Raw genomic sequence first — 25,781 nt, forward strand, 5'->3', positions numbered from 1 at the left:
ACCGTGATCCCCGCACTGTTCACCGGCTTGTGCGACGACGCCGCGGTGTTCCCGCCCGGCCTGGCGCCGCTGCCGGACGCCGTAGTTGCACACGACGGGTACTCGACGGCCTGGTACGCCGACCTGGTCGGCCCGCTGGTGGTCGCCGCCCCGGCGCTCGGCGAGCTGGCCGGCGTGCTCGGCGCCCGCGAGACGCCGTTGCCGCTCGCGGTGACGCTGCCCGGCGGCCCCGCGCAGCTGCCCGGCGTGCTGGCCGCCGTCCCCGCGCTGCCCGTCGACCTCCAGGCGCTCGAGATCGCGGTGCCGGACGGCATGGGCCCGGCCGAGGTGCTCGACGCGGTGTCCGCCGCGACCGCACCGGTGTACGTCGAGATCCCGCGCGACGACCGGCGCGTGCCGCTGCTGCGGGCGCTCGCGGGCACGGGCCACCGGGCGAAGTTCCGGACCGGCGGCGTCCGCGCCGAGCTCTACCCCGGCGACGCCGAACTGGCGGCGGCGATCCGGGCCGCCGTCGACGCGGGCGTCCCGTTCAAGGCGACGGCCGGCCTGCACCACGCGCTGCGCAACACGGACCCGGAAACCGGCTTCGAGCAGCACGGCTTCCTCAACCTGCTGCTCGCGGCCGCCGACCCGGACCACGCCGAGGCCCGCCTCGCCGAGCGCGACGGCCGGGCGGTCGCCGCGCTGGTGCGCGACCTGCCCGCCGGCGTCCGCGCGCGGTTCACTTCGTTCGGCACGTGCAGCATCACCGACCCCCTGACCGAACTGGCCGAGCTCGGCCTGCTGCCCCGAGGAGAGGCATGACCACGATCGCGATCCCGGCGGATTCCCCCTTCGGGACCGGCAACCTCCCGTACGGCGTGTTCTCGCCCGCCGGCGGCACCCCGCGCGTCGGCGTCCGCGTCGGCGACTCGGTGCTCGACCTGGCCCGCGCACTGGGCGACGACGTGTTCGACGCGCCGACGCTGAACCCGTTCATGGCGCAGGGCCACGACCGCTGGGTGGCGGTCCGCGCGCAGCTCACGTCGCTGGTGACCGGCGAGGTCCCGGACGACGCCGTGCACGCGCTCGCCGACGTCACGATGCACCTGCCGATCGAGGTCGCGGACTACGTCGACTTCTACGCGTCGGAGCACCACGCGTCGAACGTCGGCCGCCTGTTCCGCCCGGACGCGGAACCGTTGCTGCCCAACTGGAAGCACCTCCCGGTCGGCTACCACGGCCGCGCGGGCACGGTCCTGGTCTCGGGCACGGACATCGTCCGCCCCAGCGGCCAGCGCAAAGCCGACCCGGCGCCGGTCTTCGGGCCGAGCACCCGCCTGGACATCGAGGCGGAACTGGGTTTCGTGGTGGGCACGGGAACGCCGTTGAACACCCCGATCTCCCCGGACGACTTCCCCCGCCACGTGTTCGGCGCGGTGCTGCTCAACGACTGGTCCGCGCGGGACATCCAGGCGTGGGAGTACGTCCCGCTGGGCCCGAACCTCGGCAAGAGCTTCGCGACTTCGATCTCGGCGTGGGTGGTCCCGCTGCTGGCTTTGGAAGCCGCGCGCGTGCCCTTGCCGGGCCAGGACCCGGAGCCGCTGCCGTACCTGCGGGAGAGCTCGCCGTGGGGCTTGGACGTCGAGCTGGTGGTGGAGTGGAACGGCGAGGAGGTCAGCCGCCCGCCGTACCGCGAGATGTACTGGTCACCGGCCCAGATGCTGGCCCACCTGACGGTGAACGGCGCGTCGTCCCGCACGGGTGACCTGTACGGCTCGGGCACGATTTCCGGCCCGGAGAAGCACCAGCGAGGGGCGTTCCTGGAGCTGAGCTGGGGCGGCGCGGAACCGTTGACGGTGAAGGGCGAGCAGCGGTCGTTCCTGCAGGACGGCGACGAAGTGGTGATCACGGCAACGGCCCCGGGAGCGGACGGCACGCGCATCGCGTTCGGCGAGGTGCGCGGCCGCATCCTCCCGGCGGGGGAGTGAGTCATCGGGCTTCGGCCAGCCGGCTTTTGGGGCAGCAACACCATCCATTGCTGTGAGCTGTGCGAATGCCTCGAGCCACGGCCCCCGCCCTCGTCCGGCGTGGGGGCCGACGGCGGGCAGTGCCGAACGGGCCCGGCTCATTCGAAGAACTTCAGGCTCCACCCCGTGTCGGTGTTCGCGCCCGGGACATTCGCCCGCCGGTAGGTCGTCGACCCCCACCAGCAGAACGTTCCCGTGTACCAGTACCGGTTCGCCCACGAATACGGCGTCCCCTTGGCGACCGCGTGGTACATCAACGGGAACTTGGGCCCAGCAAGCGGGCTCGTCGCGATATCGCCGTTCAGCAGGACGAAGCTGTTGTGCCCCGGCCCGTTGACGTACAACGTCGGGTCCCAGCCCGCCATCATCGTGGCCCGGTTCGAGCCGAACAGGCAGCCGTTGGACTTGTACCAGTCCCACACGTACGTCGGGTCGCCGCCGGCGCGCAGGCGCAGCTCCGCGATGCAGTACTGGTCGCTCCAGCTCCCGTTGGCCGAATAGACGATGTGCAGCTGCCCGTTCGGGTCCTTGATCGCCTCGGGGGCCTCGTTGATGTACGGGTTCCCGACGACCCGCTCCCAGCTCTCCCGCGGCTGCGAGATCACGTACCGCGCGCCGGACGGCGTCGTCGGGGTGCTCATGCGGGCGATGTACAGGTTCTGCTCGACGTTCGTGTCGCCGGCCCAGCCCGACCAGACGAACCACCGCTGGCCGCCGAAGGTGAACATCGTGCCGTCGATCGCCCACTTGCCGTCGGGGAGCGCGAGCTGCGTTTCCGCCGTGTAGCCGCTGTCGGCGACGGCCGAGCTGATCACGTACATCCGGTGCGCCGCCCCGGTTCCGGCCGTGAAGTAGACGTAGAACCGGCCGCCGTCGGTGACGATCTCCGGGGCCCACACCTCGCCGAGGCCGCGGCTGTCCGACCAGATCCGCCGCGCGGGCGCGCTCGCCAGCCCGTCGGTGGACGCGGCCTGCCGCACCACGATCCCGCCGCCGGACGACTGGACGGCGATGTAGGTGGATCCGACCCGCAGCACGCTGGGATCGGCCGCGCGCAGAGCGGTCTGCCCGGCCTCCGCGGTCCCGGTGGTCACGGCGGCGAGGAGGGCGAAAACGAGAACGAGGCGGCGGAACACGACGACCACATCCCTCGGTCGATCCAGACGGGGGAACTGAAGGATCACCCGCGACCGGCCGCGTCCGGTAGAGCTTGCTCGATCAAGGTGGCACCAGATTGGTCTGAACCGGTGAGCTGAGATCATGGTCCCGCCCGCCCCTCGCCCCCACGGAGGACCCGATGACCACGCCGGCTCGCGACGCACTGGTGGCCGTGGCCACGCTCCTGGCCCCGGACACCCCCGAGGTCGCCGCCCGGGCGGCGGCCGCCCTCGAGGACCCCGCCGCGTACGTGCGGGAGCACGCCGACCGCCTCGACGACCGCGGCATCGACGAGCCCTTCGACGGCCTCCCGTGGATCGCCCTGGTCGACGCCCTCGCCGACCACGGCCTGCTCGCCGAGGTCGACTGGAAGGAAGCCCCCGACGAGATCACCGCCCGGCTGCGTGCTCTGCGCTCGGCCCCGCCGGCCGATGAGCTGTGGACGTCTCTGGCGGCGAGCGAACTCCCGACGTACGACTTCCTCGAGACGGCGGGGAACCGGCTGCGCGAGACGGGCGCGGCGCTCGCGGTCTTGGACATCGAGTCGGACTGCTACCCGCTCGTCCTCCTGCCGGCGACCGACGCGGAGACGCTGACGACTTCCGCTACCGCAGCCGGCTTCACAGCGGAGGTGCTGGGCGGGTAGGTCGACCCGCTGTAGGGCAGCGCGGCTGACGTCGTATCCGCACTGGAACTCAGGGCGAAGCTTCCAGCGCTGCCCGTACTCGCGCGGCGTCGGCGGTTCGGCCCTGCGCTTCGAAGAGTTCCAGCGCCTGCTCTTGCGCGGCCCGAGCCTCTTCGGCTCGTCCCGACGTGACGTAAGCCGCGCTCATGCCCTCCAGCGTGTTCGCCTCCTCGTAGGCGTTCCCTTGCTCTCGGCGCAGGGCCAGCGCTTGCCGGTAGTAGTCGATGGCGAGGTCGTTCTCGCCGGTTTGGTGCGCGATGTGCCCCAAGCTGTCGAGGGTGGCGGCCGTGCCGTCCCGGTCACCGTGCCGGAGTTGCAGGGTGAGCGCTTCCTGGCAATGCGCCAGCGCCTCGCCGTAGCGGCCTTGCTTGGCCAGGTACCAGCCGACGGTGTTCAGCGCGTCCGCTTCGCGAGTGCCGCTGCCCATCGACCGGTACAGCCGCAACGCGTCCTGGGCGTGGGCGCAGGCCCGGGCGTAGTGGTGCTGGGCCCCCTGCACCCAGGCCATGATGCGGTGGGTGTTGGCCTGGTTTTCGACGTCGCCGATGGCCGAAGCCAGCGCCAGCGCCGCGTCGAGGTGCGACATCGCCGCGTCCCACCGCCTCAGCCGGGCGAGCGCGTGCCCCAGCCGGCGAGCCGCCAGTGCCTGCTGCGACTCGTCATCGAGCCGATCGGCCGAGGCTCGCACGAGCTGCCACACGGCGAGGTAGTCGTCGAGACGTCCGCGCCGGTGCAGGTACGTGTCCATCGCCCAGGCCAGCTGCCACGTCTGCCCGTAGAGCTCGCGTGCCGAGGCCGTTCGCTGTGCGGCCAGCAAACAAGCGTGCTCCGCCTCGAACCACGCCATCGCGTTCTCTTCGGTCAGCGTGAGCGCTCGAACCCCGGTTGCGGGCGGATCCAGTGCGATGGACGTCGAATGCGGGTACAGGGCACGGTCTCCCCGATGCGCGGTGTGGAGGTAGAAGTCGAGGATGCGCCGCACGGCGGCATCCGGGTCTTCGGCAGCGCCTTCCGGTGCCAGTCCGGCCGCGTAGTGCCGGACCAGGTCGTGCATCGCGTACCGGCCCCGGCCGTCCGTCGTCAGCAGTGAGGCCTCTTCGAGCGCGAACAGGATCCGTCGCGCCTCGCCTACGTCCACGCCGAGGAGGGCCGCGGCGGCCGGCAGGCTGGTGTCCGGGCCCGGTGCGAGTCCCAGCAGCGCGAACGCCCGTCGTTGCTCCTCGGCGAGGGCCGCGACGGACCACGAAAGGACGGTGGGCAGGCTCGCGACGGGGTCATCGCCGGCGAGCGCGGTGAGGCCGGTGTCCAGGAGTTCGCCGACCAGATCCGACAGCCGGGCCCGCGGCCGCATCGAGCTGCGGCTGACCACGATGCTCAACGCGAGCGGCAAGCCGGCGCAGTACGCCAGCAGCTCGGCGACCGCTCGGGGCTCGGCGGCGACCCGGTCGCGGCCCAGCTTCCGTTCCAGCAAGGCGAGGGCGTCGGCTTCGCTGAGCACATCGACGACCACGTGCTGGGCGCCGTGGGCGGTTTGCAGTCCGGTCAAGTGGTTGCGGCTGGTGACCAGGACCGTGCACGCGCTGCCACCGGGAAGCAGCGGTGCCACCTGCTCGGTGCTCACCGCGTTGTCCAGGATGATCAGCATGCGCCGGTCGGCGACCGACGTCCGGAACCGCGCGGACAGGGCGTGCGGGTCGGACGGAAGGCCGTCGGCGTCCACGCCGAGCGCATCGAGGAAGCCGCGCACCGCCGTCTCCGACGACATCGGTTCCCCGTCCGGGCTGAAGCCGCGCAGGTCGACGAACAACTGCCCGTCCGGAAACCGGGCGACGTGGTCGTGGGCCCACCGCACGGCGAGCCACGTCTTGCCGATCCCGCCGACGCCGCCGAGGGACGAGATCACGACGCTCCGGCCGGTCGCCGGATCGTCCGGCAGCAGCTCGTCCAGCGCGTTCCGCTCGGCGGATCGCCCGACGAACGTCGCCGGCACGACCGGGAGCTGCCGGGGCACCACCGGTTCGGCCGCGGCGTGGATGTGCACGGAGCCGCTGATGACGCCCGCTTGGACCACCGTGCCGCTCACCGGGCCGGATACCTGGTTCACGACCAGGTCCACACGTGTGCCCCGCTCGGCTTCGCCTTCCTCCTCGCCGGCCACGCCTCAGTAGTCCCAGTGGATCTTGTCCCAGGTCACGTCGGTGAACTCGGGCCCGTACAAGGTCAACATCGCCGCGTAGTGCTTGACGTGCTCACTGATCGGACGGCTTTCGTCCGCAGCGAAGGAGTAGACGAAGAATTCGCTGTCGTCGAGGCCCTTTTCGAAGGGGTGGACGGCGCGCGTATCGGACAGTTCGATCCGCTCGGCGTGCGGCAGGTACCACTGCCCTGGCCCGATGCCCAAGCCGATCAGAGCCCGCTCGGAGTTCTCGCCGGTGCTCTTCGAAGGCATGTGACCGCCGACGAACTCGCCCGCCGAGGTGAGCGACAGCCGCCCCATCGGCCAGGCGTGGCAGTCGATCACCGCGTTCCGATAGTGGTCTCGTTGGCCGCCCGGGTGGGGATTCGCCAGCACCGGGAGCGGTCGGGCGCCCTTGGTCCTCAGGTAGTGCGCGCTTTCCGCGGCCAGTTGCCGCAGGTGCACGAGCCTCTGCCGATGCCGGTGGAGCTCCGCCTGGTGCGCGGCGGCGTTCCTGGCGTTCTCGTCGACGTGGAACCCGACCAGCGCGTCCACCTCGTCGCCGAAACTGACCAACGTGACCTCCGACGTCCGGGAACCGACCGAGCTCAACGCACGAAGATAGCGCCCGCCGGGTGAGTTCGGCGTGTCGCTCAGAACAACGTCGCCGGCTCGATCGGTTCCGGCTCCGGAAGCGCCTCGAGATCGGGTACCAGCGCCCGTACGTCGTCGTGGAAGCGGCGGGCCAGTGCCGGGGCCTCGTCGTTGTCCGGGGTGTGCACGAAAACCGTCGGTGTGCGGCCCTCGCGCAGCCAGCCGGCGACCACCTCGGTCCACGGCTGCCAGCCCGCGACCGTCTCCTCCACCGAGTCCCGGCCCAGGTAGCGGACGACCGGCTGGTCGGTCAGGGCCCGCGTTCGCCGCGGTAGCCGCGGTTTCTTGCCCCACGCCTCCTGCTCGGCCTCGCTGATCGGCGGGCTCGCGAAGAAGACGGTGGTGTCGAACGGCACCCACTCGGCCTCCGCGCCGGCGAGCGTCCCCTCCAGCAGCGACGTCGAGCGTGGGTCGGTGAAGAACTCGGGGTGGCGCACCTCCACCGCGCGCCGGAGATCGGCGGGGAGGCGGCGCAGGAAACGGGCGAGGGCGTCGACGTCCGCGGGGCCGAACGAGCCGGGCAGCTGGGTCCACAGGACCGCCCGCTGACCCAGGGGTTCGATCGCGTCCAGGAACGCCCGCATCTCGGTCTCGACCCCGGTGAACCGGCGCTCGTGCGTGACGACCTTGGGCACCTTGACCACGAACCGGAAGCCGGGGCCGGTCTGCTCCGCCCACGTCTCGACGGTGCCGCGGGCCGGCGTCGCGTAGAACGTCGTGTTGCCTTCGACCGCGGTGCACCAGCCGGCGTAGGCCCGCAGGCGCTCCTTGGCCGGCAGCGACGGCGCCAGGAACCGCCCCGGCCACGCCTTGTGCGTCCACATCGCGCAGCCGACGTGCAGACGTGCCACCCGCGTCAGCTCCCGTCGAAGACCCCTTGCCGTGGTCGGATGGTACCGCCCCGGCGCGTCAGCGAGTCCGTGCTCCCCGCTTCTCCGCGGTGTACCGCAACCGGTGCGGGCCCGCCCAGGACTCCTCGGTGGTCGCCAGGACGCCGCCGCGGGTCTGTCGGAACGTCCAGAGGTGCACGCCGGTGATGCCGTTCACGGGAGCGCCCCACGCGGTGCAGCGGGCCGGCTTCACGGCCGTGACCGTCGACTCGACGTGCATGTTCTGCAGCGACCAGGAAAACACCGAGCCCGGCCGCAGCGGTCCCGGTGTTCCCTTGTGGGCGGGGGTGATTTCCGGGATCCAGCGCTGCCGGCGGTCGATATCCGTGTGCAGGCGCCGGATTTCCGCCGGCGGCGCCTTGATGAGCACGCTCGCCCGGCTGATCACCGGCGCGGTTTCGTCGACGGTCACGCCCCGGCACTTCTGAAAGGCGGGTGAGCTCGCCGAGGCCGCTGAGGAAGGCGTTCGTCGTGGTCGATCCTTTCGCTCAGAAGATGGCCAGCGGGTTCACCGGCAGCCCGGTGGTGCCGAGGATGCGCGGAACCGCGGCCACGAAAAGGAATGTGCAACGGCCCTGCTCCCGGCAGACCGCCGCGAGTTCCTCGCCGCGGGCGCCGTCGATCAGCACCAACCCGAGGCGGGCGAGGCCCAGCCGGTGCAGGGCGCCGGGGAAGTCGTCCTGCACCGGCGGCGACGCGTCGCCGATGTCCCCGGCGTAGACGGCGATCCCGTGGTCGTGCATCCACCGGACGGCCCCGGAAGTCATTCCCGGCAGCGCCCGGCCGTGGTCGGGGACCCGGTCCCAGCCCGCGCGCACGACGAGCGCGTCACCCGGCTCCACCACGACGTCCGCCCGCGCCGCCGCCGCGTCCAGGTCGTCGGCCGTGACCGCGTGGCCGTCGGGCAGCTTGCCGTCCGGGGCCAGGTCGAGCAGCACGCCGCGGGTCACGATCCCGTCGGCGAACACGTCCGCCGCGCCGTGGATCACGCCCGCGGGCCCGGAGCTCTCCGCCTGCGCGATCCCGGGGTAGACCTGCCCGTCCACGACCATGTGCGACAACGCATCCAGGTGCGTCACCTCGGGGTGGTGCGTCGTGACCAGCATCAGCTCGGCCATCGCCAGCGGCGGCGAGCCGGTGAACGACATGATGGTCTGCACGCCGGTGGTGTCCGCCCGCAGCGCGGCCATCGGCCCGCCCATCAGCGGTGCGGTCGGGGTCTTGCGCGCCAGCGACACCGTCAATCCCTTGCGCGCCTGGGCAACGCCACGCGCGCGGGCCTCGGCGGTGATCAGGTTGACGGTGCCGAGCTGATCGGTGGCACCCCAGCGTCCCCAGTTGCTGGGGAACTCTTCGGGGTTCTGAACCATGGCTGCTTCCTTCGCTCGGGGACAACGCCAAGATCGTCACCGAGCGGGCCCGCGGCCACCAGCCCAGCCGCTGCCCGTTCGGTGCCCACTCCGGTCCGCGGCGATGGATACAGTCGGGTGCATGACATCACTCGGCCGGACCGTGCGGGAGCTGCAGCGGCGGGCTTTCACGGGGCGGGACGAGGAGGTCGCCCTGTTCCGCGACGCGCTGGGCGCGCCCGGCGTGCTCTTCGTGCACGGCGTCGGCGGGGTGGGCAAGAGCGCGTTGCTCGACGTCTTCGCCGACGTGGCGGCCGAGAAGGGCTTCGAGCCGGTCCGGGTCGACGCCCGGCACCTGGCCCTCGGCCGGGCAGCCCTGCCCGCCCCGGCCGGCGACGTGCTGCTGATCGACACTTACGAACTGCTGGAGCCGGTCGACGACTGGGTTCGCGACCAGTACTTGCCGTCCCTCCCGGCGTCCTGCCTGGTGGTGATCGCCGGGCGGCGTGGTCCCGGGCCGCGGTGGCGCGCGGACCCGGCCTGGCTGGCCCTGATGAGGGTCGTCGCGCTCGGCAACCTCTCGGCCGAGGAGGGAAGCGCGTACCTGACCACCCAGGACGTTCCCGGCGAGACGCACGACCGGTTGCTGAAGATCAGCCGCGGCCACCCGCTCACCCCGTCGCTGATGGTGGACGCCGTACGCCGCGGTGCCGCGCCGCGGACGCTGTCGGACCTGCCCGACGTCGTGGGCGCGCTGCTGGCGCAGATGCTCGACGAGGTGCCGAGCGCCCGGCACCGCACGGCGCTGGAAGTGTGCGCGCTGCTGCTCGTCACGACCGAGGACCTGCTGCGCTCGATGGTCGGCGGTGACGCCGGCGAGTTGTTCGCCTGGCTGCGCACACAGGCGTTCGTCGACGAGTCCCCGTACGGGCTCTACCCCCACGACGTGGTCCGCGACGCCATCACCGCGGACCTGCGCTGGCGCGATCCCGGCCGCTACGCCGACCTGTACCGCCGGAAGCTCGCCGTGTTCCACGACCAGGTCCGGGCGACGGCGGACGAGCGGGAGCGGCTGGACCTGGTCGTGCTGACCGTCGTGCTGAACGGTGCCCGTTCCCCGTTCGCGGCGCTGGCGTCGCTGCCGCCGACGATGGGGGCGCACGCCGACGGGCTGCGCGACGGCGACCGGTCGCCGATCGTCGCCATGACCGCCGAGTGGCAGGGGAGCGAGCAAGCCGAGCTGGTGGCGCACTGGCTGCGACGCCGGCCCGGGGACTTCCGGGTCTTCCGCACCGAGACCGGCGAGCCGCGCGGTTACGGCGCCTGCCTGGACCTGACCGAGGCCGACCTCGGCGTCGACCCGGGTACCGACGCGATGTGGGGCTACGCCGCGAAGTTCGGGCCGCCGCGCGCCGGGGAACGGGTCCGCGCCTGGCGGTTCTTCCTCGACCACGACCACGGACAGCGCCCGTCCCCGTCGCTGACGCTGTTCGTCGCGTGGCAGATGCTGGACATCCTCCTGGTCGGCGCCGACACGGCGTGGAGCTTCGTCGGCGCGTTCGGCGACGGGGAACTGTGGGCACCCGCGATGGAATCCCTCGACTTCTGGGCGGCCACCGAAGCCGGTTACGAAGTCAGCGGCGCGCGGTTCCCGGTGTTCGCGCACGACTGGCGCCGGACCGGCATCACGACGTACACGGACCTGCTGCACACCCGCCAGCTGGGCGCGCCGGCGCGACCCGCCGGGCAGGACCTCGACGAGCCGGTGCTGTCCGAGCCGGAGTTCACCGACGCCGTCCGCTCCGCCCTGCGCACCCTGCACACGCCGGAACTCCTGCGCTCGAACCCGCTGCTGCGGTCACGACTGGTCCGGCAGCACGAACGAGCCGGCCGCACCCCGGCCGAAATCCTGCGGGACCTGCTCGACGAAACGGCGGCCACGCTGAAGCCGGATCTCGGCGTGCTGATCGAGCGCACGTTCCTGCGCCCGATCGGCGTCCAGGAGCGCGTGGCGAACTCCCTGCACCTGTCGTTCAACACCTACCGGCGGCACCGCGACAAGGCGGTCGCGCAGCTGACCGAACTGCTGTGGGCCCGCGAAACCGGCTGATCAAGCCGGCAGCCAGTCGGCGAGGGCCGGGTGGCGGCGGAGGGCGACGAAGACCGCCTTCTCGTCGGCGGGGCGGGCCGGGTCGAAGAGGACCTCCGCGCCGCCGGGCCCGACAGCCAGTTCGGTCTCGCGGCTGCGGCGGGTCGCCCAGCGGCGGACGCCGGCCGGGTCGGTGTAGGACACCGTCACCGTCGAGCCGACGATCCGGGTGCCCGACTCGTCGCCCGCGAGGCGGAGCTTGACGTCGACCACGGCCGCGGGCACCCGGCAGCCGTGGGCCAGCAACCGGTCGCGGGTCGCGGCCAGCCGGGCCTGCCGGCGGCCGTCCGCCACGGCCCATCCCAGCGTGAGCAGCGTCAGCCCGAGCAGCAGCGCGGGCGCCCACCAGTCGGCGTAGTAGCACACCCACGCCCAGAACCCCCAGGCCTCGTCGTGGTGGAAGACCGGATCGACCGCGGTGCCGACGGCGAGCGGCGGGAGCCAGTCCCGGGCCGAAACCGCAACGCCCACAGTGCTTCCGGCCAGTGCCAGGACCGCCGGGAACACCGGCCCCGACGGGCGTGCCCGGTAGCGCCGCGCGGCGGCACCGGCCAGCGTCGCCGCGAGGAGGCAGCCGAGCAGGCCGAAGGTGCCCCACATGAGGACGTAAGGCGGGTCTCCGTCCCCGCGGTCGTCGAAGACGCTGTCGATCGCCATCGTCCGGAACTGCTCGAGGATCCCGCCGAAGCCCAGCCCGGCCAGGAGACCCAGGGCCGGCGTGGCCACCGACGCCACCGCGATCCCGGCGAGCAGCCAGGGGTTCCCGTGCCACCGCTCAAGACGCTCTCGCCGGGCCCGCGCCGGATCCACCGTGTTCACCACGCCCACCTCCGTTCGGCGGGGCCCAGCCTCCACCGGGCCGCGCGCTACCGAACCCGGGTTTCGGCCACGCGGCGACGCGGGTGCCGAGGTGCGGCACCCGCGTCGCAGGGGGTGAAGTCAGGAGACCTGGGCGACCTCCGTGTCCGTCAGCGCTTTGCCGACCACGCGGACGTCGTCGACCGCGCCGGGCCAGAAGTCGACGTTGCGGCCGTCGTACTTGGCGCGGCCGACCGTGAACGCGCCGGTGCTGACCAACGCCGGTCCGGCCGGGGCGGTCGCGACCTTCACGCCGTCCACGTAGAGCCGGATCTCGGTGCCGGCCCGGACGCCCGTCAGCTCGTACCAGCGGCCGGTCTCCGGCACGACCTCGTACCGGGCCCGGTTGCCGCCGGGCGTGCTGAACGCGAACGCGCCCTGCCCGTACTGCAGGTAGAACGGGCTTTCCCGGTCCCGGCCGTCCTGGCTCACCGCGGTCGCGTAGTTGCCGGGCAGCTGGTCGAGCCGCACCTTCGCGGACACGGTGTAGTCGCCGGTCGTGTCGACGACCGGGCCGTAGGTGTCGGCCGAGCCGCCGCTGAACTGCAGCGCGCCGTCCTTGAAGGCCGCCCCGGTCGGGGTGAGCGTCAGCGGGTTCTTGCCACCGCTCGAGTCCTTCGCGGTCGTTCCGCCGCGCTCGTCGAGGTTCCACGAGCCCTTCCCCGCGTACGGGTAGGGCTTGCCGGCGCCGGCGCCGGCTTCGATCACCCGCCGGTTGATCTCGCGGACCGGACCCGGGTCGACCTTGATGCGTTTGCGGTCGTAGGTCCAGAGGCCGTTGAGCTCGCCTTCCAGGTCGGTGACCTGCGTGTACACCGACGCCGACAGCTCGGCCCGAGCCTGCCCGAGGTAGAACGTGCGGGTGTTGTCGACGTACTTCGCCGTCAGCGCCGCCTTGTCCGCCACCCCGCTGTAGATCGCGATCGGCGCACCGGGCCACTGGTGACCCGGCGTGCGCAGCGTGAAGCCGCCGTGCTCACCGTCCATCGCGACGCGCTTGCCGTCCGAGGCCGCCGGGTCGGTGTTGTTGTAGTCGTGGTGGTCGATGACGTCGCCCGCGCCCGAGTCACCCTTCGAGGCACAGCAGTTCACCCCGCTGTGGGCGTTGACGATCCGGCTCGGGTCGGTGGCCTTGACCTGGTCGGTGATCCGGCCGGTCGCGGTCTTGTCCCACTCGCCCCAGCCCTCGTTGAACACGATCCAGGCGTAGACCGACGGGGAGTTCTGCAGCTGGTGCATCTCCTCCAGGCCCTGGCTGAGCCACGCCTGCTGCGCCGCCGGGTTGTTGCCGTCCTCGACGGACACGAAGTCCTGCCACACCAGCAGTCCGAGCTGGTCCGCGTGGTAGTACCAGCGGGCGGGCTCGACCTTGATGTGCTTGCGGACGGCGTTGAAACCGAGGTCCTTCTGCGCCTTCAGGTCGAAGACGAGGGCCTCGTCGCTCGGCGCGGTGTTCAGGCCGTCCGGGTAGAAGCCCTGGTCCAGCTGCATCAGGTTGAAGATCGGCTTGCCGTTGAGCGTCAGCTTGGGCGTGCCGTTGACGTTCGTGATGCCGGTGGACCGCATGCCGAAGTAGCTCTTGACCTTGTCCCCGCCCAGCTTGACCTCCAGCTGGTACAGGTACGGGTCGTCCGGCGTCCACAGGTGCGGGTTCGGCACCGGAATCTTCAGGTTCGCGTTCGCCGGCCCGGTGACCGCGGCGACCTGCCGGCCACGAGCGTCCTTGGCGACCGCCGTGACGGTGGCGTTGCCCGCGGACTTGACGGTGAGCGCCAGCGAGTTCGTCGTGAGGTCGGGCGTCGTCTTGATCTCGTCGATGCCCTTGTCCGCCACCGGTTCCAGCCACACCGTCTGCCAGATGCCCGACGACGGCGTGTAGAAGATGCCGCCGGGGTTGGCGGACTGCTTGCCCTTGGGCTGGTACGGGCCGGTCGTGTCGGTGACGGCGACGACGATCTCCTGCTCGTCACCGCGCTTGAGCGCGTCGGTGATGTCGGCGCTGAACGCCGTGTACCCGCCGGTGTGCTCGGCGACGACCTTGCCGTTCACCCAGACCTTGGCCTGGTAGTCGACCGCGCCGAAGTTGAGCTTGAGGCGCTGCCCGCCGCCGATCTTCCAGTCGCGCGGGACGCTGACCGTGCGGCGGTAGAACATGTGGTCCTCGTGCCGTTCGAGGCCGGAGAGCTGCGACTCGATCGGGAAGGGCACGATCACCTTCTCGGGCAGCTTCTTGCCGAACGCCGGCTGCTGGCCCTCCTTGGCGGCCGAGAACTCCCACGGGCCGTTGAGGTTGACCCACTTGTCGCGTTCGAGCTGCGGCCGCGGGTACTCCGGCAACGGGTGGCGCGTGTCGACGTGCTCGCCCCACGGCGTCTTGAGCCGTTCGGCCGACGCGTTCGCGACGATGCGCGCGGCTTTGCCGATCTTCGTGCCGTCCACCGCGAGCGCGCCCGCGCCGTCGTAGTAGAGGGTGACCCGCTGGCCCTTCAGGACCGCCTCGGCCAGCCGGATCGTGACCCGGCTGCGGCTCGTGGTGAGGGACGAGACGGGCATCGGCGTCGCGTCGACCTCGATCCGCAGGTGGTCCGCCAGGTCGCCGGTCCCCGAGACGCGGCCGTCGAAGTCGGCCGTGAGCGTGCGGCCGTCCTGGGAGACGTCCGCGGTGCGCGGCACGGCCCGGAAGCCGGCCGGCGGTGTGAACGCCGAGAGCGGCACGATCTGCTTCGCGATGGCCGCGCTGGACCAGCGCAGGAACATGTTCGCGCCGCCGGTGTCCTGGAACATCTCCAGCTTGAAGTCGTGCTGCGTGCCGGCGGCCAGCGTGACCGGAGCGCTGGTCTGCTCCTTGTCCCAGTCGCCGACCCAGTGGTCGATCACCGGCGCGCCGTCGATGAACAGCCGGAACCCGTTGTCACCGATCGCGTAGAAGGTGTAGTCCCCGGTCTGCGGCACGGCGAGCTGCCCGCTCCACCGGGCGGTCGTGTTCTCGGTGCGCCCGGCGACCAGCCCGAAGACCGAGGTCAGGTCCGGGTGGTCGACCTCCCCGTCGAGCGCGGTGCCGGCCAGGTTCGCGAAGTCGTGCGCACCCGGCGCCGACATCGTGAAGTACTCGGCCTTCAGGCCGTGCACGGCCTCGGCGGCACTCGCGGGCGGCGTTCCCGACGCCACGCCCAGCGCCACCAGCAGGGCCAGGAGGACAGAAGCGGCTCTTCTCATCGGCGGGGACCCTTCACTTTTACAACGTTGTAAAACGCTCCTGGTGAGATCCAATCAGATAAATCGGACTCCTGTCCAGGCCGTCTCCCGGTGCAGGGTGCCGGTGGCCGCTCGCTGAACTCCCCGCGAACCCTTCACCTTTTACTGTTGTCCTCCCCGGCGAACGCGGGAACCATTCACGTTCGTCCCGGCACTCGGCGGAGGGAGCGACATGCGCGTGCGAAAGCTGCTCGTGATCGGCGCGGCGGTGACCACACTCGTCAGCGGGATAGCGGCCCCGGCATCGGCCGTCGTCAGCGCGGTAAGCCTGGAGGGCGCCAGGAACTTCCGCGACATCGGCGGCTACCCCACGACCGACGGCCGCACAGTCCGGACCGGCGTCGTCTACCGGTCCAACAAACTTTCCCACCTCACCGACGCGGATCTCCAGCGGCTCACCGCGGCGGACGTCTCGCTGGACGTCGACCTGCGCAACGTGCAGGAGCGCCACGACGAGCCGGACCGCGTACCCGCGGGTGCCCGCTACCAGGTGGCCGACGTCGTTTCGCTCGCACACGGCCTGCGGTTCCACGACAACGCTGCCGTCACGCTGGTGAAGGCCATCGCGGCCGGGCTGCTCAACGGATCCGGCAACCTGGGCCAGTCGATCGGCTACCCCTTCATGGTCGACTTCGTCGGCGCGGACCACGCGTTCGGCGACCTGCTGCACGCCATCGCGGCGAACGGTTCCGGCGCCACTGTGTTCCACTGTTCGGCGGGCAAGGACCGCACCGGCTGGGGTACGGCGATCCTGCTGAGCCTGCTGGGCGTGCCGCGCGCGACCGTCGAGGCCGATTTCCTGCTCAGCAACGACAAGCTGGGCGACCCCGAGGCTGTCGAGCTGAGCTGGCTGCGCGCGGCTTTCGCCGAGGTCGATCACCTGTACGGCTCGATGGACGCCTACGCCCGTCAAGGCCTTCGCCTCGACGACGCGACCATCGACGCGCTGAAGGCCCGCCTGCTGGCCTGACCTCCGGCCGGACTCAGCGAGCCGCGAGCGCCCGGCGCACCTCCTCCGCGCCCAGCACCACGTGGGAGTGCAGGGAGCCGACCTCGTCGATCTCGATCTCGACCACGTCGCCGGGTCGCAGTCCGAGGTCGAGCCCCGGCACGACGGACGTGCCCGTGGAGAGCACCGCGCCGTCGGGGAAGTCGTTGTCGCGCCACAGGTATTCGACCAGCCCGGCCGGTTCGCGGTTGAGCTGCGAGGTGTTCGCTTCGCCGGCGAACACCTCGTGGCCGTCGCGGCGGATGCGCATGCGGAGCCCGAGCGACAGCGGGTCCGGTACCTCCCAGGCCGGGCGCACCCGGGCCGACACCGCGCACGAACCCGTGTAGATCTTGGCCTGGGGGAGGTACAGCGGGTTCTCGCCTTCGATGCTGCGGGAGCTGACGTCGTCGACGACCACGTACCCGGCGACCTCCCCGGTACTGGTCAGCAGCAGGCCGAGTTCCGGCTCCGGCACGTTGTTGGCGGAATCGGCGCGGACGGCGATCGGTTCGCCGTCGGTGACGACGCGCCACGCGGCCGACTTGAAGAACAGCTCCGGCCGCTCCGCGCGGTACACCCGCGCGTAGACGTCCTCGTCGGCGCTCTCCTCACGGCGGGCTTCCTCGGACCGCTGGTAGGTCACCCCGGCGGCCCACACCTCCATCCGGCCGTCCAGCGGCGGCAGCAGGCGCGCCCCGCCCACGGGTGCGCCGGCGGCCTCGGTCAGCTCGCGGATCTCCGCCACGGAGCGGCGCAGCAGGTCACCCATCGACGCCACCGCGAGCGGCCGCAGTTCCGCGTCGGCGAGCAGGCCGACGCGGACGCCGGTTCCGTCGGAGAATCGCACCAAGTGGCTCAAGCCGGACCTCCTGTCACCGGGTTTCGAAGACCCCGTAGCCCGCGACCGCGTGGGCGCGGACGCCGTCCATGTCGAGTTCCACGCCGATGCCGGGCGTGTCGGGGAGCGTGATGTAGCCGTCCTTGACGATCGAGCCGCTCCCGTCGGGGACGTGGACGTAGCTGTCCCACACCGCGCGCTCCTCCAGAGCGTGCCACTCCTGGACGAAGAAGTTGGGGATCGCCGCGCACTGGTGCGAAGTCGCCATCGTGCCCAGCGGCGTCGACACCAGGTGCGGGGCGAACGGGACGTAGTGCAGCTCCGCGAGGTTGGCGATCTTCTTCGCCTCGGCCAGGCCGCCGCACTTCGGGACGTCCGGCTCGATGAAGTCCACGGCGCCGCGTTCGAGCAGTTCGCGGAATCCCCAGCGCAGGTAGAGGTTTTCGCCCGCGCAGATCGGCGTGCGGGTCTGTTCGCGCACCCGTACCAGCGCGTCTACGTTCTCCGCCGGCAGCGGCTCCTCGAGCCACATCAGGTGGAACGGCTCGAGCTCCCACGAGATCCGGCACGCGCTCGGCACGTCGTAGCGGGCGTGCAGGTCGATGGCCAGGTCGACGTCCGGGCCGATCGCTTCCCGGACGGCGGCCACGCGCTCGACCATCGAGCGCAGCTCGGCGGCGTTGACGGTGTGGTTGAAAGCGTCGAACTTGGCCGGGTGGTGCAGGTCGTCGATGTCGAACTTGAGGGCGGTGAAGCCTTCCGCGACCATCCGCTGGGCCCGGTCGACGCAGCCGGCGACCGAACCCGCCGGGTCGTCGCCGTCGCCGCAGTCGGCGTAGAGGCGGACGCGGTCGCGGAACTTCCCGCCCAGCAACCGGTACACGGGCTGACCCGCGGCCTTGCCCGCGAGGTCCCACAGCGCGAGTTCGATCCCGGACAGGGCGATCACGAACACCCCGCTCTGGGCGCCCGCGAACACCTTGCTGCGGCGCAGTTTCTCCCAGCACCGTTCGACGTTGCGCGGGTCCTCGCCGAGCAGAAGGGGCGTCAGGGACTCGATCATCCCGACGACGGCACCCGCGCCGGCGTCCGGATTGGCCTCGCCGAACCCGCTGAGGCCCTCGTCGGTGTCGATGCGCACCAGCGTGGCTTCGCCGTGGTAGGCGACCACCGCCGTCGTGATGTTCACGATCCGCATTGCTCTCCTGCCGCAGGGTCATGCAGATGAACGGGCTAACGTGAAGTGCAACTTGTCCGATAAGCTGATGACATGCAAAGGAGACAAGAGTCTCCGGACGCTGTCAAGGTCCGGACCCTCCCGGTGCAGGTGGCCGCCCACCTGACCCGCCGCATCGTCAGCGGCGGGTTCGAGGACGGCCGGGCTCCGTCCGAACTCGACATCGCCGGCGAGTTCGGGGTTTCTCGCGTGGTGGCGCGGGAAACGCTCAAGATCCTCGCCTCGCTCGACATCGTCGACGTCGCGCAGGGCCGCCGGGTCGTCGTGCGCCCCCGCGCGGAGTGGGACTACCTGAGCCCGTTGCTGATCGAGTGGCTGCCCACGGAGATCGTCGACGAGCTGCTGCAGGAACTGCACCAGATGCGCGCGCTGCTCGAACCCGAGCTGGCCGCGATGGCCGCGGCCGGCATCACCGACGAGACGCTGGCCCGGCTCGGGGACGAGGTCGAGCGCATGGCGGCGCTCGAGACCGATCCCGAGGCCTACCTCGAGGTCGACCACGAATTCCACATGGAGATCTGCCGGGCGGCCGACAACCGCATCCTCGACCGGATCATGTACTCCGCCCGCTGGCTCGGCACGGCCAGCCGGCGCCTGACCAACGAGGCACCGGCCGGCCTGCGCCGCGCCACCGCTCAGCACACGAAGATCTACGAGGCGCTCGTGGCGCGCGACCCGGAAGCGGCCCGCGCGGCGATGCGCGAGCACCTGAGCAACAACTTCTCCACGCTCGTCGCGGAGAAGGAACAGCGAAGCAAGCGGGCCGCCGAGCGGCGTTAGCAGACTGCACGACCGAGTTCCGGAACCGATGACGAGGACGGACAGGTATGGCGGCACCGGCTATCCCGCCGATCCGGCTGGGGCTGATCGGCACCGGGCTCGCGGTCGAGAAGCTGCACTGGCCCGCGTTGCGCACGCTCACCGACCGGTTCGCGCTCACCGCGTTCACGGACTCCTCCGCCGAGCAGGGCCGGAGGTTCGCCGCCTACAGCGGAACCGATCCGGCCCGCGCCACCGCCGACCGGGCCGCGTTGCTGGCCCGCGACGACGTCGACGCCGTGCTCATCTCGGTGCCGATCCCGCACCTGTACGAGGTGGCGCGAGACGCGCTCGCGGCGGGCAAGGACGTGTTCTGCGAGAAGCCGACCGGCGTCGACGCGGAGCAGGCGGAAGACTTCCTGGTGCTGGCGGCCGGGCACCCGGACCGCACCTTCATGGTGGGGGAGAACTACTTCTACCGCGACGACCTGCGCTACACCCGCGCGTTGCTCGACAGCGGCGCGATCGGCCGCCCGCACCTGATGGCGTGGCGGCACGCCGGGCAGTCGGTGCCCCGGCCGGGCGGGTTCACCAGCACGCCGTGGCGGCAGCGGCCGCAGTACCGCGGTGGGGTGCACCTCGATTTCGGCGTGCACCACATCGCCCAGATCCGGCTGCTCTGCGGCGACGTCGCCCGCGTGCACGGCGCCGTGCAGACGGCCAACAGCACGATCGACGGACCGTCGGACCTCACGCTCAACCTCGTCTTCACCGGAGGCGCCATCGGCAACTACACCGCGTCCTTCCCGGAAATCCCGGTGCCGCCCGAACCCAACGACATGCGGCTGTACGGCACCGAGGGCGTGCTCGTGCTCGCCGGATCCGACGCGGAACGCCGCGTGACGCGCAGCAGCCCCGACGCCACCACGCACACGACCGTCTTCCGCGGCATCGACAACGGCTACCGCGCGGAACTCGCCGACTTCGCCGACGCCGTGCAGTTCGGGCTGCGGCCGGTCGGCAGTGTCGCGCAGAGCGTCGCCAACGCGATGGTCGTCCAGCGGGCGCTCGACTCCGCGGAACAGGCGGCCGCCCTGACGCTCGCCCCCGTGCCCGGCGCGGGCGCGGTGCCGCTGTGGCGGCCCCGCGGCTCGACCGGGCTGTTCGACGGGCTGCCAGGACAACGCAGCAGCAGTACGGCGTCCTTCGCCGCGTGAACGACCCGCAGCGCGGTACTCGCCGCGCTGTCCCGCCGGTTGCAACGTCGCCCGTCGGTACGAGGAGTTGTCATGGAAGAGAAAACTGACCTGTCGAGGCGCACGTTCCTCGGAGTGAGCGCGCTGGGCGTGCTCGGTCTCGCCGGGTGCGGGAGCGGTCCCGCACCCGCACCGCAAGTCGACGTCCAGGTGCCGCAGGCACTGCTCGACCAGGCGGCGCGGCTCCGCGGCGGGTCCGTGGGGATGTTGTCGCAGAAGCTGTACTCGGAGGCCGCCAACAAGGCGCTGGACAAGTCCCTGCAGGTGTTCGCGCAAGCCACCGGCACCACGATCCGCAACGACCTGGTCTCCGGCGACGCCGGTGACATGGTCGCGAAGATGGACGCCGAGGTGAAGGCGGGCACCAACCGCGACCTGGCCTTCTTGAGCGACCGCCGGTTCGTCGGCCAGCTCCACAACCTCGGCGCCCTCACCGACGTCACCGACGTGGTCGAGGAGATGAAAGCGCTTTACGGAGAGCCCGCGACCGAGGCGAACGACTACTGCGTGTTCGACGGGCGCTGGTTCGCGATCCCGTACCACTTCATCGCGTCCGGGATGTACCTGCGCAAGGACTGGTACCAGGAAAAGGGTCTTCCGCTCAAGCCCTACTACACGTGGGAAGAGCTGCGCGACAACGCGTTGGCGGTCTCGGACCCGGCGAAGCGGCGCTTCGGCTGGGGACTCACGGTGAACCGCTCGGGTGACGCCAACGGCTTCATCCAGAACGTCGTCAACACCTACGGCGGGGCGATCGCGGACAACACCGGCACGAAGGTGGTGTTCAACTCGCCGGAGACCGTCGCCGCCGTCACGTTCATCGGCGACATCTACACGAACCCGAAGTACCGGCCGATGCTGCCGCCCGGGATCGGCAGCTGGACCGATTCGAGCAACAACGAGAACTGGCTGGCCCAGATCCTCGGGCTCACGCTCAACCAGTTCAGCGTCTACGCCGATTCGAAGACCAAGAAGAACCCGGTCTACGCCAACACCCACGTGTTCAACGGGGCCACCGGACCGGCGCTCGACCGGCCGCTGGCGTTCGGCGAGTCCAACTCGTTCGTCGTGTTCAAGGGGGCGAAGAACCCCGACCTCGCCAAGCTGGTGGCGAAGTTCATGGCCGGCGGGAGCGCGCTGCTCGGGGTCGCGAAGGAAGCACCGTGCCTGGTGAACCCGTCGTGGAGCAAGGTGTGGGACTCCGACCCGTACTACACGAGCGGTGACCCGGCCTACCCCGCGTTGCGGGAGCAGACCCGCGCGCAGCTCCCGGTGACCACCAAGACCGGGTACGCGTTCCCCCAGGCCCCGAGCCCCGGCGAGCAGGCCGCCCTCGCCGCCTACCTGCTGACCGACATGATGCAGTCGGTCATCCAGGGCACCCGGCCGGCCGACGCCGTCGCCGCGACGCACACCCGGATCGTCCAGATCTTCGAACAACAGGGCTACCGGCAATGACCACCCTGCGTCCGCGCCCGGCGCCGGCCCGTCCGGCGCCGGCCGCGTCGTCCTCGCTCACGCCGACGCAGCGGCGGCTCGGGCGCGACTGGCGCCTCGCCGCGGTGTTCATCGGGCCGACGCTGGTGCTCGTCGCCGGCCTGATCCTCGTCCCGATCGTCAGCTCGATCTTCACCAGCACCACCGAACGCCACGGCGCGGAAACGGTCTTCGTCGGGCTGGACAACTACACCGCCCTCGTCGGCGACGGCTTGTTCCACCAGGGCGTGCTCAATTCGTTCGTCTTCACCGCCTACGCCGAGATCTTCAAGGTGACCTTCGGGCTCATCGCGGCGTTGATGCTGCACCACATGCGCCGCGGCAAGGCACTGGTCGCCGCGGTGATCCTGCTGCCGTGGGTGATCCCGACGGTCGTCACGGCCTTCACCTGGCGCTCGCTGCTCGACCCGATCTTCGGCAGCGTCAACGTTCTGCTGACCGACTCCGGGATCGGCCCCGGCCTCGCCGCGATCGGGCTCGTCGACAAGTGGCCCGCGGAGTGGCTGTCCGATCCCGCGCTCGCGATGCCGGCGGTCATCCTGGTCAACGTCTGGAAGGGCATCCCGTTCTTCACGGTGACGTTCCTCGCCGGCCTCAAGGCCATCGACCACGGTCTCCACGAGGCGGCGATGGTGGACGGCGCGTCGCAGTGGCAGCGCTTCCTGCACATCACGCTGCCGGGGCTGCGTCCGGTCATGATCGTCACGGTGCTGCTGTCGTCGATCTGGACGTTCAACAACTTCGACCTGATCTGGCTGATGACCCAGGGCGGGCCGGGGGACGCGACCGCCCCGTACGTGATGGTGGCCTACTCCAAGGCGATCCAGCAGCTGCAGCTGGGCGCGGGCGCCGCGGTCACGCTGGTGATGCTGCCGGTCATCGCGATCCTCGTGGTGCTCCTCGTGCGGATGATGCGCCGCAGCGACCAGCCCGGCGCGGCCGACCTGGGACGCACGCGGCTGACTCCGGCGCAGCGCAAAGCTTTGCCGTGGGCGGTCGTCGTGGTCGCGCTGCTCCTGCTGGCCTGGGCGTCCCCGCACATCGTGTGGAAGGCCGCGCTCGTGCTCGGCGTGTTCGTGGTGCTGGCCGCGGCTCTCGGCCGGGTCGTCTCCGCGCTCGCCATCCGGGGCAACCGGGTGGCGGCCCGCCTGGTCGGCGGGGCCGGGTCGGGGCTCGCGCTCGTGGGTCTGCTCGGTTTCGTGCTCGCGCCGCTCTACTGGATGACGGTCACGGCCTTCAAGTCCGACGACCAGATCGTCGCGCGCACCGACGACCTCTGGCCGACCCCGTGGAGCACCGAGCAGTTCACCAACCTGTTCACCGGCCGCGCGTTCGGCACCTGGTACCTCAACACGATCCTGGTGTCGGTGGCGTCCACCGTGATCGCGCTGGTCTGCGCGGCGCTGGCCGGATACGCGTTGGCACGGCTGAAGTTCCGGGGTTCGGAGAGCTTCACGGTGACGATCCTGCTCACCTACGTGATGCCGGGCGCGCTGCTGTTCATCCCGCTGTACCAGCTGATGAGCGGGATCGGGCTGAACGACTCGTTGTGGTCGCTGGTGCTCGCCTACCCGACGTTCACCCTGCCGTTCGCGACGTGGCTGCTCGTCGGCTACTTCAAGTCCATCCCGGCCGACCTCGAGGAGGCCGCGCTGGTCGACGGCTGCACGCGGTTCGGGGCGTTCCGCCGGATCGTGCTGCCGCTGGCCAAACCGGGCCTGCTCGCGGTCGCGCTGTTCACGCTCACCAACGCGTGGAACGAGTTCCTCTTCGCCTTCGTGTTCATCACCAAGGACGACTACAAGACGCTGCCCGTCGGCATGCAGTCGATGATCTTCGGCGACGTCGTGCCGCAGGGGCAGCTGGCCGCGGCCTCGCTGCTGATCAGCATCCCGGTCGTGCTCATGTACGGGTTCGGGCAGCGGTTCCTGACCGAAGGCCTCACCGCCGGGGCGGTGAAGGGGTGATCACGGAGGAGCACGTCGCGACGGCGTCGCGCCCGAGCGACCTGCGCATCACCGACCTGCGGGTGGCGAACCTGACCGGCGTGCCGTTCCGCTCGTCGCTCATCCGGATCGACACGAACCAGGGCCTCGTCGGCTACGGCGAGGTGCGCGACGGGGCCAGCGCCACCTACGCGCTCGTGCTCAAGAGCAGGCTCGTCGGCGAGAACCCCTGCAACGTCGACAAGATCTTCCGCAAGATCAAGCAGTTCGGGCACCACGGCCGCCAGGGCGGCGGGGTCTCCGGCGTCGAGATGGCGTTGATGGACCTGGCGGGCAAGGCGTACGGAGTGCCGGCGTACGCGCTGCTCGGCGGCCGGTTCCGGGACGAGATCCGGTGCTACGCGGACACGCCGTCGCTGCCGGACCCGCACGAGATGGGCGCCCGGCTGCTGGAGCGCAAGCGGCGCGGGTTCACGATGCTGAAGATGGACGTCGGCGTCGACCTGCTGTGGGACGTGCCGGGGGCGCTGATCGCGCCGCCGGGTGCCCGCGCGGACGACACGACGATGCACCCGTTCACCGGCATCCAGGTGACGGCCACGGGTGTCGATCACCTGGCGTCCTATGTGGACACAGTGCGGTCCGTCGTCGGCTACGACGTCGCGCTCGCCGCCGACCACTTCGGCCACATCGCCCTCGACTCGTGCATCCGGATCGGCCGCGCGCTGGAGCCGTTCACGCTGGCGTGGATCGAAGACCTGATCCCGTGGCAGCTGACCGACCAGTGGCGCCGGCTCACCGAGGCCGTCGCCGTCCCGACGTGCACGGGGGAGGACATCTACCTCTTGGAGGGTTTCCGGCCGCTGCTGGACGCGGGCGCCATCCGCGTCGTGCACCCCGATCCGGCGACGTCGGGCGGGATCGCGGAGACCAAGCGGCTCGGCGACTACGCGCAGGAGCGCGGGATCGCGATGGCGCTGCACCTGGCGGCGTCACCGATCGCGACGATGGCGTGCGTGCACCTGGCGGCCGCCACGGAGAACTTCCTCGTGCTCGAACACCACGCGGCCGACGTGGAGTTCTGGAGCGACCTCGTCACCGGCCCGCTGATCCGGGACGGCCACATCACGGTGCCGGACACACCGGGACTGGGCTTCGGCGACCTCGACGAGGAACTGGTGCGCCACCACCTCGACCCGCGCGCCCCGGTGTTCTTCGCCGAAACGACGCACTGGGACGCGGAGTCGAGCCACGACCGCCTGTGGAGCTAGGCGCGGCCCTGTTCGGCGCGCCACCGTTCGTACTCGGGCCGGGCCTCGTCCGACAGCGGGTAGTACCGCCGCAGGTCGCCGCCTTCGGCCAGCCGGATCCGGGAGAACTCCTCCCATTCCGCGTGCTCCTCGGCGTGCGCCACCAGAGCCGGGGCCAGCTTCACCGGCACCACGACAGCCCCGTCGTCGTCGGCGACCACGATGTCCCCCGGCTCGACGAGCGTGCCCCCGCAGGCCACCGGCACGTTGACGGCGACCGGCACGATGCCGGTCTGGGTGTGGAAGTTCGGGGTGGCGCCCCGGATCCACAGCCCGAGTCCGAGCTGCTTGGCCTCACCGGTGTCGCGCAGGCACCCGTCGACGACCACGCCGGCACCGCCGCGGCCCTTGAAGTAGGTCAGCATCATCTCGCCGAACACCCCGCTGCCCATGTCCCCGCGCGCGTCGACGACGATCATGTCGCCGGGCTGGGCGTGGTACATGACGTGCCGGTGCAGCTGCTTCTCCGGCTCTTCGTATTCCTCGATGGGGTAAAGGTCTTCCCGCTTCGGCAAGAACTGCAGCGTGAGCGCCGGCCCCGCGACGCGCACACCGGGCGTCACCGAAACGGGCCCGCTGATGAACGCGCTGCGAATCCCCATCCGGCTGAGCTCACCACTGGCGGTCGCGCTGCCGATCTTCGCGAGCGCCGCACTGAGCTCGGCGGGCGGGCGGACGATGTCGTGCGTCTCGACCACTTCGGTGGCTCCCTCGGATCCGCGCTGACTTCCGGTTCCAGCCTAGCCCGGCTTTGGCGTATCCGG

Annotated in this window: 21 protein-coding genes; 10 read left to right on the forward strand and 11 right to left on the reverse strand. The window is 71.1% G+C overall.

Annotated features, from left to right (window positions below; all coding sequences use genetic code 11):
- The first annotated feature begins 3 nt into the window (after positions 1–3).
- Positions 4–804 carry a hypothetical protein gene (locus AB0B33_RS20300; RefSeq protein ID WP_360773857.1) on the forward strand — a complete coding sequence of 267 codons (801 nt, stop codon included), beginning with the start codon at positions 4–6 and terminating at the stop codon, positions 802–804.
- Positions 801–1,970 (forward strand): fumarylacetoacetase, encoded by a 1,170-nt coding sequence (gene fahA / locus AB0B33_RS20305; protein WP_247019798.1) that lies wholly within the window; start codon positions 801–803, stop codon positions 1,968–1,970. Before AB0B33_RS20300 ends, fahA begins: the two co-directional genes overlap by 4 nt.
- A gap of 137 nt (positions 1,971–2,107) precedes the next feature.
- Here fahA and AB0B33_RS20310 read toward each other — a convergent pair whose 3' ends face one another.
- Positions 2,108–3,145, reverse strand: coding sequence for a glycoside hydrolase family 43 protein (locus AB0B33_RS20310; protein ID WP_360773860.1), 1,038 nt, complete (start codon positions 3,143–3,145; stop codon positions 2,108–2,110).
- 161 nt (positions 3,146–3,306) lie between these two features.
- On the opposite strand from AB0B33_RS20310, the gene AB0B33_RS20315 reads away from it, so the two are divergent.
- Complete coding sequence (locus AB0B33_RS20315) at positions 3,307–3,813, forward strand: DUF6630 family protein (RefSeq protein WP_360773863.1); 507 nt, start codon at positions 3,307–3,309, stop codon at positions 3,811–3,813.
- Positions 3,814–3,862: 49 nt separating this feature from the next.
- Here the strand turns inward: AB0B33_RS20315 and AB0B33_RS20320 are convergent, their stop codons facing one another.
- The 5 genes from AB0B33_RS20320 to AB0B33_RS20340 all read right to left on the reverse strand — a co-directional run bounded on the left by AB0B33_RS20320 (position 3,863) and on the right by AB0B33_RS20340 (position 8,942).
- Positions 3,863–5,956 (reverse strand): tetratricopeptide repeat protein, encoded by a 2,094-nt coding sequence (locus AB0B33_RS20320; RefSeq protein WP_360773865.1) that lies wholly within the window; start codon positions 5,954–5,956, stop codon positions 3,863–3,865.
- 57 nt (positions 5,957–6,013) lie between these two features.
- Positions 6,014–6,583, reverse strand: coding sequence for a hypothetical protein (locus AB0B33_RS20325; RefSeq protein WP_360773868.1), 570 nt, complete (start codon positions 6,581–6,583; stop codon positions 6,014–6,016).
- A gap of 98 nt (positions 6,584–6,681) precedes the next feature.
- A complete protein-coding gene (locus tag AB0B33_RS20330; protein ID WP_360774150.1) occupies positions 6,682–7,506 on the reverse strand; it encodes a DUF72 domain-containing protein in 825 nt (274 codons plus the stop codon).
- A gap of 85 nt (positions 7,507–7,591) precedes the next feature.
- Entirely contained in the window at positions 7,592–7,984 is a 393-nt protein-coding gene (locus AB0B33_RS20335) for an SRPBCC family protein (protein ID WP_360773871.1), read from the reverse strand.
- 76 nt (positions 7,985–8,060) lie between these two features.
- Positions 8,061–8,942, reverse strand: coding sequence for a cyclase family protein (locus AB0B33_RS20340; RefSeq protein WP_360773874.1), 882 nt, complete (start codon positions 8,940–8,942; stop codon positions 8,061–8,063).
- Between the two features lie 121 nt (positions 8,943–9,063).
- On the opposite strand from AB0B33_RS20340, the gene AB0B33_RS20345 reads away from it, so the two are divergent.
- Positions 9,064–11,031, forward strand: a complete 1,968-nt coding sequence (locus AB0B33_RS20345; protein ID WP_360773878.1) for an ATP-binding protein — start codon at positions 9,064–9,066, stop codon at positions 11,029–11,031.
- On the opposite strand, the gene AB0B33_RS20350 is transcribed toward AB0B33_RS20345, so the two are convergent.
- Positions 11,032–11,889 (reverse strand): hypothetical protein, encoded by an 858-nt coding sequence (locus AB0B33_RS20350; RefSeq protein WP_360773880.1) that lies wholly within the window; start codon positions 11,887–11,889, stop codon positions 11,032–11,034.
- Positions 11,890–12,009: 120 nt separating this feature from the next.
- Positions 12,010–15,144, reverse strand: coding sequence for a LamG-like jellyroll fold domain-containing protein (locus tag AB0B33_RS20355; protein WP_360773883.1), 3,135 nt, complete (start codon positions 15,142–15,144; stop codon positions 12,010–12,012).
- Between the two features lie 211 nt (positions 15,145–15,355).
- Between AB0B33_RS20355 and AB0B33_RS20360 the strand changes: the two genes are divergently transcribed.
- The gene (locus AB0B33_RS20360) at positions 15,356–16,153 is read left to right on the forward strand and encodes a tyrosine-protein phosphatase (RefSeq protein WP_360773886.1); all 798 of its coding nucleotides are present in this window, start codon (positions 15,356–15,358) and stop codon (positions 16,151–16,153) included.
- Between the two features lie 13 nt (positions 16,154–16,166).
- On the opposite strand, the gene AB0B33_RS20365 is transcribed toward AB0B33_RS20360, so the two are convergent.
- Positions 16,167–17,033, reverse strand: coding sequence for a fumarylacetoacetate hydrolase family protein (locus tag AB0B33_RS20365; RefSeq protein WP_360773889.1), 867 nt, complete (start codon positions 17,031–17,033; stop codon positions 16,167–16,169).
- Positions 17,034–17,046: 13 nt separating this feature from the next.
- Positions 17,047–18,210, reverse strand: a complete 1,164-nt coding sequence (locus tag AB0B33_RS20370) for a mandelate racemase/muconate lactonizing enzyme family protein (protein ID WP_247019817.1) — start codon at positions 18,208–18,210, stop codon at positions 17,047–17,049.
- Positions 18,211–18,282: 72 nt separating this feature from the next.
- Here AB0B33_RS20370 and AB0B33_RS20375 point away from each other — a divergent pair, with 72 nt between their 5' ends.
- From AB0B33_RS20375 to AB0B33_RS20395, 5 genes are all read left to right on the forward strand, one after another.
- Positions 18,283–19,029, forward strand: coding sequence for an FCD domain-containing protein (locus tag AB0B33_RS20375; RefSeq protein ID WP_247019819.1), 747 nt, complete (start codon positions 18,283–18,285; stop codon positions 19,027–19,029).
- A gap of 47 nt (positions 19,030–19,076) precedes the next feature.
- Complete coding sequence (locus tag AB0B33_RS20380; protein ID WP_360773894.1) at positions 19,077–20,225, forward strand: Gfo/Idh/MocA family oxidoreductase; 1,149 nt, start codon at positions 19,077–19,079, stop codon at positions 20,223–20,225.
- Between the two features lie 72 nt (positions 20,226–20,297).
- Positions 20,298–21,722: an extracellular solute-binding protein gene (locus tag AB0B33_RS20385; RefSeq protein ID WP_360773897.1), complete on the forward strand. Its 1,425-nt coding sequence runs from the start codon at positions 20,298–20,300 to the stop codon at positions 21,720–21,722.
- A complete protein-coding gene (locus AB0B33_RS20390) occupies positions 21,719–23,728 on the forward strand; it encodes an ABC transporter permease subunit (RefSeq protein WP_360773900.1) in 2,010 nt (669 codons plus the stop codon). Before AB0B33_RS20385 ends, AB0B33_RS20390 begins: the two co-directional genes overlap by 4 nt.
- Positions 23,725–24,978: a mandelate racemase/muconate lactonizing enzyme family protein gene (locus AB0B33_RS20395; RefSeq protein ID WP_360773901.1), complete on the forward strand. Its 1,254-nt coding sequence runs from the start codon at positions 23,725–23,727 to the stop codon at positions 24,976–24,978. Before AB0B33_RS20390 ends, AB0B33_RS20395 begins: the two co-directional genes overlap by 4 nt.
- On the opposite strand, the gene AB0B33_RS20400 is transcribed toward AB0B33_RS20395, so the two are convergent.
- Complete coding sequence (locus AB0B33_RS20400) at positions 24,975–25,715, reverse strand: ribonuclease activity regulator RraA (protein WP_360773904.1); 741 nt, start codon at positions 25,713–25,715, stop codon at positions 24,975–24,977. The genes AB0B33_RS20395 and AB0B33_RS20400 overlap by 4 nt on opposite strands.
- Positions 25,716–25,781 lie beyond the last annotated feature (66 nt).

This window comes from Amycolatopsis sp. NPDC049159, from assembly GCF_040648295.1.
GTDB lineage: Bacteria > Actinomycetota > Actinomycetes > Mycobacteriales > Pseudonocardiaceae > Amycolatopsis > Amycolatopsis pretoriensis_A.

Excerpts from the sequence above, each read along its gene's own strand:
- fahA (WP_247019798.1), top strand. The coding sequence starts at position 801 with ATGACCACGATCGCGATCCCGGCGGATTCCCCCTTCGGGACCGGCAAC.
- AB0B33_RS20315 (WP_360773863.1), top strand. The coding sequence starts at position 3,307 with ATGACCACGCCGGCTCGCGACGCACTGGTGGCCGTGGCCACGCTCCTG.
- AB0B33_RS20330 (WP_360774150.1), bottom strand. The coding sequence starts at position 7,506 with ATGTGGACGCACAAGGCGTGGCCGGGGCGGTTCCTGGCGCCGTCGCTG.
- AB0B33_RS20340 (WP_360773874.1), bottom strand. The coding sequence starts at position 8,942 with ATGGTTCAGAACCCCGAAGAGTTCCCCAGCAACTGGGGACGCTGGGGT.
- AB0B33_RS20345 (WP_360773878.1), top strand. The coding sequence starts at position 9,064 with ATGACATCACTCGGCCGGACCGTGCGGGAGCTGCAGCGGCGGGCTTTC.
- AB0B33_RS20355 (WP_360773883.1), bottom strand. The coding sequence starts at position 15,144 with ATGAGAAGAGCCGCTTCTGTCCTCCTGGCCCTGCTGGTGGCGCTGGGC.
- AB0B33_RS20360 (WP_360773886.1), top strand. The coding sequence starts at position 15,356 with ATGCGCGTGCGAAAGCTGCTCGTGATCGGCGCGGCGGTGACCACACTC.
- AB0B33_RS20370 (WP_247019817.1), bottom strand. The coding sequence starts at position 18,210 with ATGCGGATCGTGAACATCACGACGGCGGTGGTCGCCTACCACGGCGAA.
- AB0B33_RS20375 (WP_247019819.1), top strand. The coding sequence starts at position 18,283 with ATGCAAAGGAGACAAGAGTCTCCGGACGCTGTCAAGGTCCGGACCCTC.
- AB0B33_RS20380 (WP_360773894.1), top strand. The coding sequence starts at position 19,077 with ATGGCGGCACCGGCTATCCCGCCGATCCGGCTGGGGCTGATCGGCACC.
- AB0B33_RS20385 (WP_360773897.1), top strand. The coding sequence starts at position 20,298 with ATGGAAGAGAAAACTGACCTGTCGAGGCGCACGTTCCTCGGAGTGAGC.
- AB0B33_RS20390 (WP_360773900.1), top strand. The coding sequence starts at position 21,719 with ATGACCACCCTGCGTCCGCGCCCGGCGCCGGCCCGTCCGGCGCCGGCC.